General features: G+C 61.3%; 12 protein-coding genes. 3 read left to right on the top strand and 9 right to left on the bottom strand.

Annotated elements, in window-relative coordinates; all coding sequences use genetic code 11:
* Nucleotides 1–89 precede the first annotated feature (89 nt).
* Nucleotides 90–2,513, bottom strand: coding sequence for a DUF3772 domain-containing protein (locus NX05_RS15995; RefSeq protein ID WP_039433113.1), 2,424 nt, complete (start codon nucleotides 2,511–2,513; stop codon nucleotides 90–92).
* 341 nt (nucleotides 2,514–2,854) lie between these two features.
* Between NX05_RS15995 and NX05_RS15990 the strand changes: the two genes are divergently transcribed.
* Nucleotides 2,855–3,196 carry an HPF/RaiA family ribosome-associated protein gene (locus tag NX05_RS15990; protein ID WP_010367940.1) on the top strand — a complete coding sequence of 114 codons (342 nt, stop codon included), beginning with the start codon at nucleotides 2,855–2,857 and terminating at the stop codon, nucleotides 3,194–3,196.
* 1,518 nt (nucleotides 3,197–4,714) lie between these two features.
* Nucleotides 4,715–6,280 carry a hypothetical protein gene (locus NX05_RS15985; RefSeq protein ID WP_164722206.1) on the top strand — a complete coding sequence of 522 codons (1,566 nt, stop codon included), beginning with the start codon at nucleotides 4,715–4,717 and terminating at the stop codon, nucleotides 6,278–6,280.
* 462 nt (nucleotides 6,281–6,742) lie between these two features.
* On the opposite strand, the gene NX05_RS15980 is transcribed toward NX05_RS15985, so the two are convergent.
* Entirely contained in the window at nucleotides 6,743–7,300 is a 558-nt protein-coding gene (locus NX05_RS15980; protein ID WP_010377396.1) for a lytic transglycosylase domain-containing protein, read from the bottom strand.
* Between the two features lie 370 nt (nucleotides 7,301–7,670).
* Between NX05_RS15980 and xopA the strand changes: the two genes are divergently transcribed.
* Complete coding sequence (gene xopA / locus NX05_RS15975; protein ID WP_053012867.1) at nucleotides 7,671–8,102, top strand: XopA/Hpa1 family type III secretion system protein; 432 nt, start codon at nucleotides 7,671–7,673, stop codon at nucleotides 8,100–8,102.
* 836 nt (nucleotides 8,103–8,938) lie between these two features.
* Here xopA and sctC read toward each other — a convergent pair.
* From sctC to sctJ, 7 genes are all read right to left on the bottom strand, one after another.
* Nucleotides 8,939–10,762 carry a type III secretion system outer membrane ring subunit SctC gene (gene sctC / locus NX05_RS15970; RefSeq protein WP_026112365.1) on the bottom strand — a complete coding sequence of 608 codons (1,824 nt, stop codon included), beginning with the start codon at nucleotides 10,760–10,762 and terminating at the stop codon, nucleotides 8,939–8,941.
* A 175-nt stretch (nucleotides 10,763–10,937) separates the two neighbouring features.
* The gene (gene sctT, locus NX05_RS15965; protein ID WP_010367928.1) at nucleotides 10,938–11,768 is read right to left on the bottom strand and encodes a type III secretion system export apparatus subunit SctT; all 831 of its coding nucleotides are present in this window, start codon (nucleotides 11,766–11,768) and stop codon (nucleotides 10,938–10,940) included.
* Complete coding sequence (locus NX05_RS15960) at nucleotides 11,765–12,274, bottom strand: type III secretion protein HrpB7 (protein WP_039433122.1); 510 nt, start codon at nucleotides 12,272–12,274, stop codon at nucleotides 11,765–11,767. Before NX05_RS15960 ends, sctT begins: the two co-directional genes overlap by 4 nt.
* Nucleotides 12,267–13,595 carry a type III secretion system ATPase SctN gene (sctN, locus tag NX05_RS15955; protein WP_010367925.1) on the bottom strand — a complete coding sequence of 443 codons (1,329 nt, stop codon included), beginning with the start codon at nucleotides 13,593–13,595 and terminating at the stop codon, nucleotides 12,267–12,269. The genes NX05_RS15960 and sctN overlap by 8 nt, the downstream gene beginning before the upstream one ends.
* Nucleotides 13,585–14,286 (bottom strand): type III secretion system stator protein SctL, encoded by a 702-nt coding sequence (gene sctL / locus NX05_RS15950; protein ID WP_010377380.1) that lies wholly within the window; start codon nucleotides 14,284–14,286, stop codon nucleotides 13,585–13,587. The genes sctN and sctL overlap by 11 nt, the downstream gene beginning before the upstream one ends.
* Nucleotides 14,271–14,900: a type III secretion protein HrpB4 gene (locus tag NX05_RS15945; protein ID WP_010367920.1), complete on the bottom strand. Its 630-nt coding sequence runs from the start codon at nucleotides 14,898–14,900 to the stop codon at nucleotides 14,271–14,273. The genes sctL and NX05_RS15945 overlap by 16 nt, the downstream gene beginning before the upstream one ends.
* A gap of 8 nt (nucleotides 14,901–14,908) precedes the next feature.
* Nucleotides 14,909–15,673 carry a type III secretion system inner membrane ring lipoprotein SctJ gene (sctJ, locus tag NX05_RS15940; protein WP_010367919.1) on the bottom strand — a complete coding sequence of 255 codons (765 nt, stop codon included), beginning with the start codon at nucleotides 15,671–15,673 and terminating at the stop codon, nucleotides 14,909–14,911.

Genomic DNA, 15,673 nt, shown 5'->3' with positions numbered 1-15,673 from the left:
TGGAATGCATCGATCGCTGCAGTCAAAGATGGCCGCACCAGTCCTGCAAGCTGCCTCTACTGCCGCGCGACCACGCACAACTCGCCAACTCAGTCCTCCGATGCAGACGTACCATCGGCCGCATCGCGCGACACCGCTGCACCTGCGCGGCTGAAGCGGATCTCCTGTGGCGACTGCAACGCAATGCCCACCGCCTCCATGCGCTGCAGCAGTGCAAAGAACAACTGGCTGCGCACGCCATACGAATCGCGCGGACTGCTTACATAGGCAAACGAATTGAAATTGACATGCCCGCCGGCGAGCGAATCGATGAACACCGATGGAGCCGGCTCGGCCAACACTTTTTCGTGCTCGGCGAACAAGGCCAGCAGCATGTCGCGCACTTTGGCCACGTCGGTTTCCAGCGGCACCGAGAACTGCAACTGCACACGGCCCATGGGATTGGACAGCGTCATGTTACGCACGCTCTTGGTGATCAACTCCGAGTTGGGCACGATCAACGTGGAACGGTCGCCCACCTGGATTTCGGTCGCGCGTACGCTGATCTTGCGCACATCACCTTCCTGATCGCCGATACGCACCCAGTCGCCGATCTTCACCGGACGCTCGGCCAGCAGGATCAACCCCGACACGAAGTTCTGCGTAATCGCCTGCAGGCCGAAACCGATACCCACCGACAACGCGCTCAACACCAGCGCCAAGCGTCTCAAATCCAGACCCAGCGCGGTAAGCCCCCACACTGCAACGATCAACCAGCCAAGATAACGCGCCACCGTACTGATCGAATTACGCGCCCCGGCGTCCAGCTCGGTCTTGGGCAGATACGTATTGAGCAGCCACTTCTGTACCACATGCACCAGACCCATGCCGAGCAGGAACACGCATAGCGCCCGGGCCACGTCGCTGGGCGTGATGACCAGCTCCTTACCGATCGCGATGCCGTGCGAGACGTTTTCCAGCCAGCCGGTCACCGCGGCGATGTTGGCGCCGTATGGCGTCACCAGTGCAGCGATGCCCAGCAGTACCAACAGCACCCGTACCGCCGCGGAGATCAACAACCCCACCTGCACCAACCGTCCGCTGCCGACATTCAATGCATGCGCTAGCGCGCGGCTGAAACGGCTCTCCGGCTTGAATACCCAGGTCGTCAGGTCGTCGGCAAACATCACCAGCAGTGCGAGCACGCTGCACACCAGGGTGATCCAGATGATCTGCTGCTCGACGAACAGCGCCAGATTGATGTAGCCGAACAACGCCGCCACCAACGCGAAGATCACCGCCACATGGCCCAGCAGACGGATCAACACGATGTAGCCGCCGCCGCGCGACACCACCGGTGGCGGTGCGCTGCTGTCCGCGTCGGCCGCACCCACGTTGGCTGCATGCGCGCGCAATGACAGGCTCAGGCCAGCCAACGCCGACAGGATCAAACCCGCGTACAAGAGCGCGGCAACCGCATCGGTCGCTGTCGTCAACGCGACACTGCTGCGCGCGACATCATTGATCCTGATCGCCATGCCGCTGAACCAGCTTACGGCCGCCGTGGCCAGACAGTGCACGCGCAAACGGTCGACAGTGGCATCGTCCAGCGGGAACAGACGCCAGGTCGGCTGGTGCTTCATCAACAAGCTGGCGCTGAGCGAACCGACGAAGGCGGCGACAAAACTGATCACCACAAATGCGCTCAGCAGCTGCTCCAGATCCGTAGGTAGCTCGCTCAACGCGCGCACGCTTTCGGCCAGTGCCCATGCGGCCATGCCCAGACTCAGCGTGCCGACCAGCAGAAACCACAGCGCAAGCCCGGAGCGTCGCAGGCGCCCACCGGGCGCACGCGAGGCCGCATACCGCCGCCCCAGATGACGCAAGAAGATGCGCAGTGGGAACGCCAGCACCAATGCCGCCAGCGTCCCGATTACCAGGCCACCGATGCCGTTGGTCGCTGTACCTGTGCGCACCGCTTGCACAGCCTTGTCGGAAAGAGCCTGCAAACGCGCGCGGTCGTCGGGCCATTCCTGGGCGATCTCATTCCACAGCGCCGGCGACAGCGGTGAGGCCACGCGCGCAGAGAGCTTCTCGCTGAAGCGCTGGGCGCGTTCGCCTTCGAGCCGGTCGGCAAGATCCTGGGCATCCAGTGCCAGCAGGTTTGCCCGCTTGAGCTCGGCATCCAGCCCGTTACGCTCGCGCGTGAGCACGGTGCGTTGGTCCTTCAAATCCTTTGGGTCGGTCTTCTGCTCTTCGCCAAGCCCCGCCAGCCGAACAGACAACTCCTTCAACGGCGGCTCCAGCGAGCGTGCCAGATCCTGGGCCTGGCGCTGCGCGCCGGTGACATCGTCAGCCAGCTTACGCAATTGGTCGGTGTCTGATTTTTCCATCCCCGCTTCGGCCTGGGTCAGCACCTTCTGCATGCTGTCCAGCTGGGTCTGCGCGGTCTCCAGCAGGGTGTCGTCGTCCTGCGCCACGGCCGTCCCTACGCAGACCACCCACAACGCGGCAAGCAGCAGCAACCGCGGCAATACGCCCCGATGGGCACCCAAGACAAATCGAAATTCGGACACAGGCAGGCATCGAGCAGGCGCGGACTACCGCGGGTGCCGGCATCTTAAGGCACCGCCCTCGGTCGAGCCGATCGCCCGGTACTGCCATTCAGCCCCGGCAGGCCTGCCTATACCGGGCCGACTGCAGACCTCGCTACGCCGACAGCATCGGCGGCGGCGAGGTCGGCGACAACACCATCGACACCCTACCCTCGCATGAATGGGCGAGCATGGTTGTCACTTTGCGAAAACACTCGGCTGACGCAGAATCAAGCCACCGCTGCGGCAGACGTAGCGGATGACCGCGAAGGAGACACTCTATGCAGATTCAGATCCAGACCGACAAGCACGTGCCGCACGACCCATCTGTTGTGGGGCATGTCGAAAAGACCTGCACCGCTCAGCTGGCGCATTTCGCCGGCGACATCACCCGTGTGGAAGTGCATTTGCGCGATGAGAACGGTCAGCGCGGCGGCGCGGCGGATCGAACCTGCAGCATTGAGGCGCATGTCGCCGGCCTGCCGCCGATTGCGGCCACCAACAGTGCTGAAACCACCGCCTCCGCCGTGACCGGCGCCGCGCGCAAACTGCGAACCGCCATCGAACATGCACGCGGCAAGCAGCATTCCAAGGCGACTGCCCCGCCGCCGGAAATGCTGTGAGTTGATCCTGACTTGAGCAGGACAGCCTTGAATGCTGCTCCTCCGATACAGCGATGGTGTCGCAGTGCATGAGCTAACGGCACTCCGAGCGCTATCCATAGCGCGACCTTGAAGCAACATCGTCCCGCTGCAGTGGCACTGCGGCGGGACGACTGCATTCACTCTATAAGCCCGGTGAAACATGAGCCCGGATGCTTTCGCCTCTTCCGCAGCATCTGCTGCAGATAGGCTTGCGGGCTTGGTGCCCCCGCGCAGCACTCAATGGGTGTTGAATCCAGGCATGGGATGGATCGAATCCATCTTGAATGCTCGGGCTCGCTTGTTCACTGCTTGCAGCTGAATTCCTACGGTGTCAGATCCTTCAAAGCGTCGCGCCGACCACCTTAGCTGTCAACATCGATCAAATCGGCCAGATACTGTTGCCGTCATCTGTGGTTGTCGTGTTGAAAGCAGTTGACCTTGGCTCTCTCACTTGATGGCCCGATGCATCCGTTCGACCTGCGCACCGATCAGAGGATGCATGACCTGGGCCGAGCGATGTTAGATAAAGTGCGTCTCGCAGAGACGAGTAACGATATGCGCTAAGGCATATCACCAGAAATGGTGGGGAGGTGACCTGGATTCCAGTATCGGTCAGAACTATTCGGTCAGAACCGTTTCGCCACCGTCTCTTGATGGATGCCATCGCAATTGGAAAGCGCTCTCAGCGTTCGCTTGAAGATGGTGCATCGCTCACACCTTGCCTTTGTCGTGGCGGCGCCCTACGCAGCATCCGGCCCACCGGGCTCCTAGTGATGAAAAACAGGGAAGAATCAAAGCATGGATCAAACATGCAAAATACTGATACGTATCTATAAGCAATTGACGCAAACCCTGGCATTTTTGCGCTTTATTGCCCCACGGCTTGATACTCCTAATACAGCCATGCTTTTCGAAGTTAACAACACCTCCCGGGCGTTCGCTCACGCAACATAGCATCGTCACTCCGCTGTTGGGTCACGCGCAAGTGCTGGCGTTGGTCAATCACGCCTAGCACAGCATCGCCAGCACACGCGTAAATGCATTCGTTTATGCGAAGGCATGCGCAGTAGGAGCACATTTTCTGCGAACACACAAATGGAATTTTCGGATGCGGAATGATCCCTTCGCAATATATGTGTCCAGAATCTCGGGAGTCATGCCAATTTTCGAGCCGCCGATGACGATGACATATACCACACAAGGTGGTCGCCGGTACCAGGTGCGCCTGCGCATCTCGATTGCAAGCTAAGACGTTCGCAGCGTAGTTGCACGGAAAGCTGAGCCGGGCCTATGCACATGCCGGGGTCAGCGTGCCGCATGCCGCGCCTGGTTTGTCGATCGATGCCTCGATCTGCGATGAGCGATACCGGCACTGCAATCGAAGCTGTCGCCACCACGCATCTCTCGAGTGATGTCTTCATCGTCTGACGCCATCCATCGCCAGCCCAGTAGGCCCTGGCGATCTTACGCGGCTTCCCACCAACGCAAGGACCTGCCATGACGACGATCTCTCCAGTTAGTGCTTCCCGGCAACCGCAAGCGACCGGCCCAGATAGTGTGATCGAAATACCATCAGAACCACGACACGGCGATACGCCGACGCCTGCGGGGGATTCTGCATTGTCCGCCCTGCCGCGTAGACCATCAGGACGACGTCTTAGCACGGGAAGCGACAGCGTGTATGAAACCGCTACTGACACAAGCCAGTCACCCCATGAGAGCCCGCGGCTGCAAGCCGCGCACGCAGAAGCGAGCACCGGCGAGCACTTCTATGACGCTGAAGATTCCTTCACGTCGTCGCCCCCACCCTCTCTCACGCAAGAACAAGCCGCACAACCCGATCTCCAGGTGCATCCGTCCACCTCAACGACAGCCACGGCCCGTCTGGGTACGCTGGCTGCATCAGTCCGAGCTGGTGCAGCACGTGGAGTAACCACCGTACTCGGGCCGACCGCGACAGCGGTCGCAGCTGCAGCGCGCGGGATATTACCGATAAGTTTCGACAAACAATACCTGGGGGCTGCGCTGGGACACCTCGTGCACCAGACCACCTCCGTGGGACCAACTACGTTTGCGCGTGAATTGCTGGGCGAAGGATTATTTGCTGCGCTTCGCCAGCTTCCACCCGAAGCGGTCGTCGCCCTGCAAGCGGTGTCGGGCACGCTGCATCTGGCGCTGCATACGCTGCGACGCAACCGCGAGAACCGCAACCCAGACGCGGCTGCGCGAGGCTTTCATAATCTCAATCTCGAACAGTGGGAAGCACTATCTGAAGACGAACGTCATTCCAAAAGGCGTGAGCAGCAACATTATTCGGATGTGGTCACCCGGCTCGCGCTTGCCGGCATCCTGAGCAATATCGCCATAGGTGCTGCGGGCAAGGCCTCTGGCCGACCTGAGATGGCAGCCAGGCTGCTAGCCAGTGAGCTCAAGATCGCCCCTTATGCTGCGGCCCGCGATTCCATCCAGGCGACATTTCGCATGGTGGGAACGCGGGCACCGACCAATGGTGGCATCAGCGATCCCCACGTCACCAGCGCAGGCAGGTTTTACGGCATGGCCAACGTCATGACCAACCTGGCATCGAACGAGCTGGAGGCGCCAGACTTTGCATCGGCTAGGCAGCGCTGGGCAGGCCTGATGTCACCTTTCAACATGGGCGAGGCAACAAGAGCTCACTTTAGGCAAGCCGCGGTAACGACAGCCTTAAATGTCGGCCTGGAAACGCTTGACTGGATCAATGTCACCCAGCACGAAGCCGACGAAGCCGGGACCCAGCAGATCTGGGAACCAGCCTTTAAGGGCAAGCGCGAAGACTATGAGCGCGTCATGGACCATTCGGTCGCACGCACAACCGCTATCAATTCCAACGTCGCATTTGGTACTGCAATCAACATGATTGGCACCTGGCTCGGGTTGGCGCCCGCACGCAGCGCATTGCTCTCCAATACGTTGGCCGGCATGGCCGCCGGTATGCAATACAGGACAATTGCGGGCACCTGGCAAGCTGCAGCGGCCGTTCGCGAAGCCGAAGCATCTCGCAGGCAACCTTTACAAGCGTAACAATCACTCAGCTGCGCAAGCGATCAAGCAGCCCAGCATCCAAGCCGCAACTTTCCATGGGACACGCACTGCTGGCTAGCCAGCAGTGCGTGTCCCAGCAGTTGGGTAATTCGTCTAAGAGCGGCTAACACTACGTCGTCATCCCGGGCCGTTGCGCACGGCGCGGAGGCGTCACAGTGTCCGCGAGATATGCCGTTTCCGCACACCAGCTGCTGCTGTCAAGCGCCTGCAAAGCAGCGTTGCCAGCTGCCTCAGGCGCGCTTCCAACATTCTTTTACGACTGCTGGAGCAGTACTGGCTTCTTCAGGCGACACATGTGCGACGCCGCATGTACATCCGCCATGCGCCGACGCGTTCTCTGGTCAACGCGCCAATCCTTTTGAAAGACCCGCGACCCGCCATACCCCCAGCGTTCTGCACGTCTTGTGTAGCACCACACGCACTACTACGCTCACACTCATGCTAGTCAGCAACCACGCCACGCTTGATCAAAATCGAATGAATGGCACGTGCATATTTATCCCGCTCCCCGGGCGTTTCCGAATGATAAGCGCCTACAGCGGCCCAGGTATTTCCGTATTTGTTCGTCATCTCCCGTAGTCGCCATGCTGCCACGTACACACTGACGCACGGGTGCATCAAGGCGTCTTTGGAGATGCCGTAATTGGACAGGCGCCGCAGATGGATTGAATTGATCTGCATCCTCCCGTAGTCGATCGTACCGTTGTTATTGCGATGGATTGCGTCGGCACGACCATGCGACTCCTGCCAGGCAATCGCGCGCAACACCCAGGGGTTGACGTGCTGATAGCCGGCGGCCTCTTCAAAGCAATCCGCGCGCGCGAAAGGTGCCGCGCACGCCAGCACTGCTGCAAATAAAATGCGCTGCGGCCCGGCGCCTGCCCGACGATCACCTCCGGACCATTGCGCGCGCATACGTTGCTTTGACGAAGAGCAGGGCTCGAACTGAAAACTGAATTCTTTTTCGACATGCTGGTGGGCGATCGTTGAATCGATCATTTTTCGTTACCTCGATCTCGATTGAAGATAGGTCTCCATGTGAGTCGAGCGCCGGCACACACGACCCACGGCGCTCGACCGCGGCACCATAACGCCAGCTGTACGCAATTTACTCAGGTCCGGCGAAGCACTTAGCAAGCAAGCGAAAAAACCTCTTAAAAAACTGGTCCTGGATTTTGTTCTCGATCCGAAATCATCTTTTTCGTTTCTGCCTTCGCACGCACAAGCGCAATTTCGCAAACACTCTGTCGGCGATCGCTTGCCACTTTATTGTTGGTTCGGGGCAGCAATGCGCCCCCTAGATGCCGATACTCAGACTCGGCAACCGAGTGAAAGACAAACCCCAGTTAATCAGAGAGGAGTCGTAACGATGAATTCTTTGAACGCAAACACCGCTAACTTTTCCAGCGCGCTGCAGATCGGCCCGCTCGATGGCACTCAGTCCGGTTCAGGTCAGGGCCAACAAGGCATCAGCGAAGCCCAGCTGGACAAGTTCCTGGCATTCATCATCAATGCCCTGCTTCAGGGAGGCAACAAAGCCAAAGAAGGTCAGGGTGCGAAGCAGGGTGACGATTCTGGATCGGGTAACGGTAAGGGTGGGCAGTCCAAAGGCCTGTCGCCAGCGACCCAGGCGCTCATGTATATCGTCTCAGAGATGCTCCAAGCGCAAAACGGTGGTGGCTTCGGTGGTGGCTTCGGTGGTGGCTTCGGTGGTGGCTTCGGTGGTGGCTTCGGTGGTGGGTTCGATGGCGGGCTGGGTTCTATCTTGAGCTTCTCGAACGACACCGGATCGATGCAGTAAACAGCTGTTGGTCGCCCCCTACCGACCACGGCCTGCAGGTTGCCGCTTTCACGCGTCAGCCTGCAGGCTTCGTCAGGGTGGCGGCTGCGCCCATCTGGGACCGAGATGGTGCAGGGTACCGGCAACGTTCCTTACCGAAATCGGCAATGCCGTGACCGATGTATCCATGAACATTCGCCGCCCACATCAGGTTCGCATTTTTGCCCGGCATACAGCAGGGCGAGTGATACAGAACGCGTCTCAAGCGACCGGCGCAGTGTCGGCTTCAACGCCTCATCAAATGCCCCGATCTTGTTCCCTGGAGCACCTTCACGAATCGGACATTGCTGCTAGCGTGAGCCTTGTTCTGCGTGCAAGCGCACATCACCAAGCCATCGTCATTCGACCAGATGATCTGTGCCAATTCACCGGCCCATGGGGGATGCTGACGGCCAGGCATTGCGAAGCGCTCTTGCGCAATCGCTGCCAGTGTCCCGCGCTGCCTCTGGCCGTCTGCCACAGGCACCGATCTAGCCGACATGGGGAACCTAGAGCAGCCAGTAATGCTGCCACTTAGTGCCCAGGCGGGCGCGAGCATCGCACAAGAACCAAAATGCATGAGTGGCACATACTGATTCCCAGTGACGGCCGTTCAGCGCCTCCCTAGTGAAGGCCTTAGCCGCTCCGGATAATACAAACACTCACGCATCTGGCATTAAATGTTTCGTTTTTCCCAAACGCTGCCGGGGTTGTTTGAGATATCAGGAGCAACCGGGTTTCCGGGTGCATTCGGGAAACGACCAGCAACTGCGGCATTATCGCCTACCGGCCGCCACCCGATGTTTTTCAGCAGGCCCTCAGGGTGAAACAACATGTGGCGTCAACAAGAACAACCGCTGCATGCGCGACCCACTCTTCTGGCGGTGCTTGAACAGATTGCCCACCAGCGGAATCTTGGACAGACCGGGCACTGCGTTCAAATCGGTTTCGTCCGCATCGTAGGCATAGCCGGCAATGAGCAGGCTCTGCCCTTCATTGACGAAGGCCTGGGTGGTGATCTCGCTGGAGGTGATGACCGGGATGCCGTCCACGGTATTGGATCCCAGCTGTCCGTCTTCGATGCGCACATCCAGACGCATCTGGCCGTTCGATGAGCCTGGTACCACGCTGGGCAAGACCCGCAACGACACTCCAGCCGATAAATTGTAGAGATCCGCCGACGCATATCCGCTGACCCTGACGAACGCTTGCTGTTTGTGATCCATCACCGCCTCTACGTTGTCCAGCGTCGCGACCTGTGGCGACGAGACGATCTTGGCCTTGTTGGTCGTTTCCAACGCCGACACACGCGTCATCAGGTAGCGTCCGGCGTCCCCCAATACCGCCGTCAACGTCCCGCCGACCGGTGTCATCGTGCCCTGTGTTGCAGCGCCGCTCAGTGCGCCGTCGAAACCCAACTGGCCGCCACGGCCGTCGCCCGTCTGCACGTCCGTATGCTGGCTATGGAAGCGCCAGTCGACGCCAAGATCCTGCATGGCGCCATCGCGGACCTCGATGATGGTGGCATCGATCTGCAGGAGCTTGGGGCGGTTATCCAGCTGTTCGATCAGGGTGCTGTAGCTCTGCATCCGCTCCGGTCGATCGCGGATCAAGATGGCATTGGTGCGCGGATCGGCTTCGATCACCGGAGCATCGGAGGCGAGTTCTGCGCCGTTGCCGACGTCGATCGGATTGGATTCGTCGCGCCGCCCCTTGGTGAGCTCCGGCCATACGCTGGCAGGCGAACCTGCGGGCGCACTGGGCCCACTACCGGGCAATGGCGGACTGACTGGCACGCGATCTGACGGCGATGTCCCACCAAACCATGCCGAAGGCAGCCCGAGGATGCCGTTGGCTCCGCCGCCCTGGCCCTGGCCCGCATTGCCGAAGGTGTTGGAAGAACCACCGCCAATCGGCTGTACCCGCCCAAAGTTGGCGCCCGGCCCGGGCATCACCGCGACGGACGCGCCACGTGCGCCGTATATGCCGCGCAACAGGCTCGCCATGCCCGGAATCTGTACGTCCTGGCCACCGATACGTGTGGTGTGGTCGGCTGCTTGCGCATAGTGCAGCTGAAATACCTGTACTTCGGTGGCATCGCGCTGACGCGCACCCTGCTCCACCTGCTTGGCAATCGCCGAAACGGTATCCACATAACCAGGGGGCCCGGACACCACCGCAACGTGCGCGGCCTCGTCGTAGCGCACTGGAAAACGTGGATCGTCCAGACGCATGCGCGCAAGTGCATCGCGCAGCGCCTTGGTCGAGGCGGTACCCAGACTCAACGTTGCGTTCTTGGATTCATTTGCGCCCCAGATTCTGAGCACGGCGCCATCGTAGTACCAGACGAAGCCATAGGTGGCGGCAAGGTCGTCGAGAAATTTTTGCGGGGATGCCTCGAATTTGCCGCTGAGCGTGCCGGTGACCTCCGGCGAGATCCAGGTGGTCACGGACTGGCTGGCGGACAAATCACGCAGCACTTCCTTGAGATCCTTGTGGTCGGCAACGTATTTGAACGTGCGCGAGTGCCAGGGCACCTGTGCCGCATCGGCATGCGGCGGCAACAGCGCCAGTAGGCTGAGCGCCAGAACGGCGGCCAATGGAGCGCGTCGGCGGTGGACTGGAGTACATACATGAGCCATGGCGTTCCCTCTGCGAGGCAAGTGAAAAGAAGTCGATAGCGGCGACGCCTTGGATTGGGCGTCGGCCGCAACTTTGCGTGCGACGTCGCCGGCACGCGCAGCGCGGCCGGTTGAGTGAATCCACCGTCATGCCATCAGTGTATGAACTACGCGACAGCGAAAGTCTCAATAAAGATCAATGCGACGCGCCCCCCTTGCCACTCATGAGGGCGGCGTCGTGCAATTGCTGCTGGAAATGCAGGAAACCGAGTGATTCGCTGAATTGCGCGATGAACACGCTGGTCAGCAGCGCCAATAGCAGCAACGCCAGCACCCCACGGATTGGCTGACTCAGATTGGAAGGTTCGAGCTTGTCGGCGGCGCGCGCCACAAAGCCGATGGCCAGATCCACCAGCACTAGCACCAACATCACGGGTGCGGAGAGCTTGACCACCGCGGCCATCATGCCGTCGGTCTGCTGGATAACGAACGACTCGGACACCGCTCCCATGTCGGGCTGAAGCTGGCTCAGCGGCCACCAGCGGAACGATTCGAATAACGCGCCGAGCAACATCAACATGCCGCCCAAGGCGTAGAACGACACGATCGCCAATTGCAACAACACCGTGGACACCGGCGTGCTTTGCTGACCGCTGAGCGGGTTGGTCATCTGCACATTGTTGTAACCGGCCAGGTCATCGATCAGCAGGCCAACGCTTTCGGCGATCCAGAAGACCGTCGATGCCGCAAAACCGATCAACATGCCAATGAAGGCCTCTTTGAACACCACACCGACCAGGCCGGCGGCCTGGATCTTCTCCAGCGCGTCGGCTGGTTGCCCGTAGGCAATAAAAGAGCTCAGAACATAAATGACGCCATTACGCGCCATGCCGGGAAGGCTGTCTTGCGCGGTTGCCGGCAGCACCGTGAACATCACAAAGACACGCACGCCGCACAGCGCCAGCAAGGTCAGCAGCGACAAGCCCTGCGAGGAGAGGGCCACCAGCGCGTTGGCGATATCGCTCATCGCGCCCCCCCTGGCGCGGCACGATGCGATCGCAGCGCAACCAGCGTCTCGATCGCCTCTTCCTCCTCTGCTGCGTCACGTTGCGCCTGCCGGGCACGGCGCGCACGGATCGCCTTTTCTTCATACAGCTGTGCCTGTGCCTGCAGTTTGCTCACCGCCTGCTGCACGGACACGAGCTCATCGCGAGCGCTCTGCACTGACTGCCGAGCTGCTACCTGCGCCTGCTCTGACGCGCGGCAGGCGTCTAATAGCACTGTTCGGAAGTGTTCGTGCTGCAAGATCGTGTCGATATCGATCGAGCCGCCCACACCGGCCTTTTCGAGCAACGCTGTATCGAACGCAGCCAAGCGTGTGCTGCACGCGTTGGCTTCCTCACTGCATCTGGCGAGCTCGCGTTCGCAGTGCTCCAGTGCATGCTTGCATTCGCTCAGGCGGTCCTGCATTCGCTCGCAACGGCGCGTCTTCAGCTGTTGCAAGGCTGTCCAGGTACGGGCACGGTCACGCATCGTCAATCACGCTGGCGAGCTGTTCCAGGGTGCTTTCATATCCACTGAGCTGGTCGGTTGGTTGGCAGAGGAAGTCGCGAATCGCATCGATTCTGGCGATCGCCTCGTCGGCGGTTGCGTCGCTGCCCTCGCGGTACTCGCCGACCTGCAGCAGGGTCTCCACGTCGTTGTACTTGGCCAACAGGCGTCGCAGCTGGCCAGCGGCCTGGCTTTGCTCTGGTGGCACAATCTGACTCATCACCCGGCTCAGGCTGCCCAGCACGTCGATCGCCGGGTACTGGTTCTTGGCAGCAATCTCGCGCGAGAGGATCAGATGCCCATCCAGAATACCGCGCACTTCTTCGGCGATCGGATCGCTGCCGGTGTCGTCCTCGGCCAGCACGGTGTAGAACGCGGTGATGGAACCGCTCTCGCCCATGCCTGCACGTTCGAGCAGGCGCGGCAACTCAGCGAACACCGAAGGCGGAAAGCCTCTGCGCGTCGGCGGTTCGCCGGCCGCCAGTCCAATCTCGCGTTGCGCGCGGGCAAAACGGGTCAGCGAGTCCATCATCAGGAGCACGCGCATGCCTTGATCCCGAAAATATTCAGCGATGGCAGTGCCCACGTAGGCGGCCTTTGCGCGCTCGATCGAGGAGCGATCAGAAGTGGCACACACCACGACGCTGCGGGACAACCCGTCTTCGCCGAGGATCATCTCGATAAATTCGCGCACCTCGCGCCCACGTTCACCGATCAGCACAATGACGTTGACATCGCATTGCGTGCCGCGCGCAAACATGCCCATCAAGGTGCTCTTGCCGACGCCTGCGGCGGCGAAAATGCCCATGCGCTGGCCTTCACCCAACGTCATCAAACCATCCACGATCCGCACCCCGGTGGGCATGGGCTGTTCGATCAAGCGCCGACGCATCGGGTCGGGCGCCTGCGCCTGGACCCGCACCCAGGTCTCACACTCAACCGCCCCGAGTCCGTCCGCCGGCTCGCCCAGGCCATCGAGCACGCGCCCCAGCAGCGCCGGTCCGACCGGTACGGCTAACGGGCGCCCCAATCCGATCACGCGTGTCTCGCGCGACAACCCCACCAGCTCACCGAATGGCGCCAGCAGGGCGAGGTCGCGGCTGAAGCCCACCACCTCTGCGCGCTGCAACAAGGTGCCATCGCGTTGGCGCAACTCGCAGACTTCGCCCAGGCTGACCTGTACCCCGGCGACCTTGAGCATGGTGCCAACGACTTCGACCACCTTGCCATAACGACGACCGAACGCGAGCGTGGCCAGTTCGCCTTCGAGCGCCGTCTCCAGCAGCGACATCTCAGCACGCATCCGCAAGCACCTGTGGCGTAGCCAACACACGGCCAATGACACGCCGGAGACTGCGCAGCTGATCGCGCAGATCGGCTTCGAACACCCCGGTGTCCCATTCGCACACACAGGTGCCCAAGGCCAGCGCTGCATCACCACACAGCTCTACCGGCATCGTCCAGCCTGCTGCTGTCGCAGCGGCATCGAAAGCCCGCTGCGCGTCGTCCAGCGCATCCGGATGGACGCTTACCCGCAGTGCTTTCGCTTCGTCCAGGGCACTCTCCAACTCCTTTGCAGCACGTGCATACAGGGCTGCAGGATCGTGCCCATGGATGACGTGCTCGCAGGTCCGCGCGACGATCTCGACCAGACGTTCGCGTGCGCGCTTTGCGGCCGCGTCGGTTGCGAAGGCATGGCGCAGGCCGTTCTCGTTCCAATGGTCCAGCTGACGCCGCACGCCGGCTGCATAGCCCAGGCGTGCGCTGCGCTCGGCTTTTTCTTGTGCATCTTTCAGGATCGCCTCGGCCTGCTGCTGCGCATCGTCGATCAGCGTCTGTGCATGTGCATGCGCCTCGGCCAGCGTCTGCGCGCAACGCGCATGCACCTGGGCGGTTGCCTCATCCAGTGCCAGCACCGAGGCCAATGCCTCGCGCGGGATGACATCGCAATCCAGGCCGATTGCTTCGGGCGTTGACCTCAGCCAGAGACGCATAGGGCCTCCGGCATCAACGTGGGAAGCGCGGAAAGGAACGCATCGCTCGCACCGTCTGCTGCAACAGGTGCAATCTGCGCAGCGCCCAGCGGCAAGGACAGCGAGAGCAGCTTGGCCACCACCGGATTGGGCCACACGCCATCGGCCTCCAGCCGACGCCAGCCATCGCCAACCCACGCCGCTTGATCGGCATCGCGCGGCAACAGCGGCACTGCTAACCCGGTGGCCGCGTGCTGGCGCAGCTGTTCAAGCACGGCCGGCCCTACGCACTGCTCCAACCAGTCCAGGCGATCACGCTCGATACAACGGCGCACCGCCAACCCACGCGAAAACAGCGCACGGCTGATCATCACCTTGGCCAGCAACGCGGGCGTGAGCACCGCCAGTTGGCTCGCCGGTGGATCGAGCGCCGATAGCGGCAGGCCCGACCACCCCGACCATGCCTGGATCACGCGCAAGCGCCGGTACGCGGGCGCCGACGCCCAGCCCATCGCCGCAACCGGACCCAGCCAATAGGCCACCCGGTCGGCATCCAACCCGTGCGCCAAGTCAGACAGCATGGCCGCCCAGCGTTGAATCCACCGCGCCGTGTTCTCGGTCTGCGTGCTCTCCATCCCTCACCTCACCCGGCTTTTTTCCTGCCCAACTCACGCAGACGCTGCCAACCGCCCCAACGGCGCCCATCGGCGTTTGGCCACCAATACAGCGCCGCCGCGCCAGCCAGCAGGCACACTGCCAGCGCGCTCCCGACCAGCCATGGCCATGGCCAGCCTCTCGGCGGCGCCGACGTCGCGAACGACGCATCGCTCTCCGCACCGCTCGGAACCAGCGTGACGCTGACGTTTTCGTAGGTGAGCCCTTCCACGCTATGCATCACCAGCGTCTTGATGTTGGGCACCAAGCTGGTCAGATCGCTGCCGAGACGGAATTTGATAAACACCGCAGCGCTCGAGGGTTTGACTGATGTGGAGAGTGGGTCGTTATTCGGCAGCACAATTTCTACATCCGCCGCAATCACGCCATCGATATTCGATAAGGTCTGCGATAGCTGTTGCGACACACCATAGATGAAACGTACACGCTCTTCAGTGGGCGTTGAGATCAGCCCGTCTTTCTTGAACATCTCGCCGAGATTGGCATGTCGCTCATGCGGCATGCCATGGGCGCGCAACACGTCCAGCGAGTAGGCCACCTGATCACGCGGTGCGTTGACCGCCCAGGTCTTGCCGTCGTCGGGCGTCACCTTGGACGCATCCACTCCGGCACGCAGCAGCACCGCAAGCATGTCGTTGGCATCGTTTTCGGTGAGCCCCGAGTACAACTGCTGACTGCAGGCAGACAGCAGCAGCGCTAGCAACAGCACGGCCGTACATCTGAGCGCGCGCAT

The organism is Xanthomonas vasicola (assembly GCF_000772705.2).
GTDB lineage: Bacteria > Pseudomonadota > Gammaproteobacteria > Xanthomonadales > Xanthomonadaceae > Xanthomonas > Xanthomonas vasicola.
Note: the sequence above shows the minus strand (reverse complement) of the source record. Positions and strands in the feature narration are given on the sequence as shown.

Coding starts and splice junctions, on each gene's coding strand:
- NX05_RS15990 (WP_010367940.1), top strand. CDS start 2,855: ATGCAGATTCAGATCCAGACCGACAAGCACGTGCCGCACGACCCATCT.
- NX05_RS15985 (WP_164722206.1), top strand. CDS start 4,715: ATGACGACGATCTCTCCAGTTAGTGCTTCCCGGCAACCGCAAGCGACC.
- NX05_RS15980 (WP_010377396.1), bottom strand. CDS start 7,300: ATGATCGATTCAACGATCGCCCACCAGCATGTCGAAAAAGAATTCAGT.
- xopA (WP_053012867.1), top strand. CDS start 7,671: ATGAATTCTTTGAACGCAAACACCGCTAACTTTTCCAGCGCGCTGCAG.
- sctC (WP_026112365.1), bottom strand. CDS start 10,762: ATGGCTCATGTATGTACTCCAGTCCACCGCCGACGCGCTCCATTGGCC.
- sctT (WP_010367928.1), bottom strand. CDS start 11,768: ATGAGCGATATCGCCAACGCGCTGGTGGCCCTCTCCTCGCAGGGCTTG.
- NX05_RS15960 (WP_039433122.1), bottom strand. CDS start 12,274: ATGCGTGACCGTGCCCGTACCTGGACAGCCTTGCAACAGCTGAAGACG.
- sctN (WP_010367925.1), bottom strand. CDS start 13,595: ATGCGTGCTGAGATGTCGCTGCTGGAGACGGCGCTCGAAGGCGAACTG.
- sctL (WP_010377380.1), bottom strand. CDS start 14,286: ATGCGTCTCTGGCTGAGGTCAACGCCCGAAGCAATCGGCCTGGATTGC.
- NX05_RS15945 (WP_010367920.1), bottom strand. CDS start 14,900: ATGGAGAGCACGCAGACCGAGAACACGGCGCGGTGGATTCAACGCTGG.
- sctJ (WP_010367919.1), bottom strand. CDS start 15,673: ATGCGCGCGCTCAGATGTACGGCCGTGCTGTTGCTAGCGCTGCTGCTG.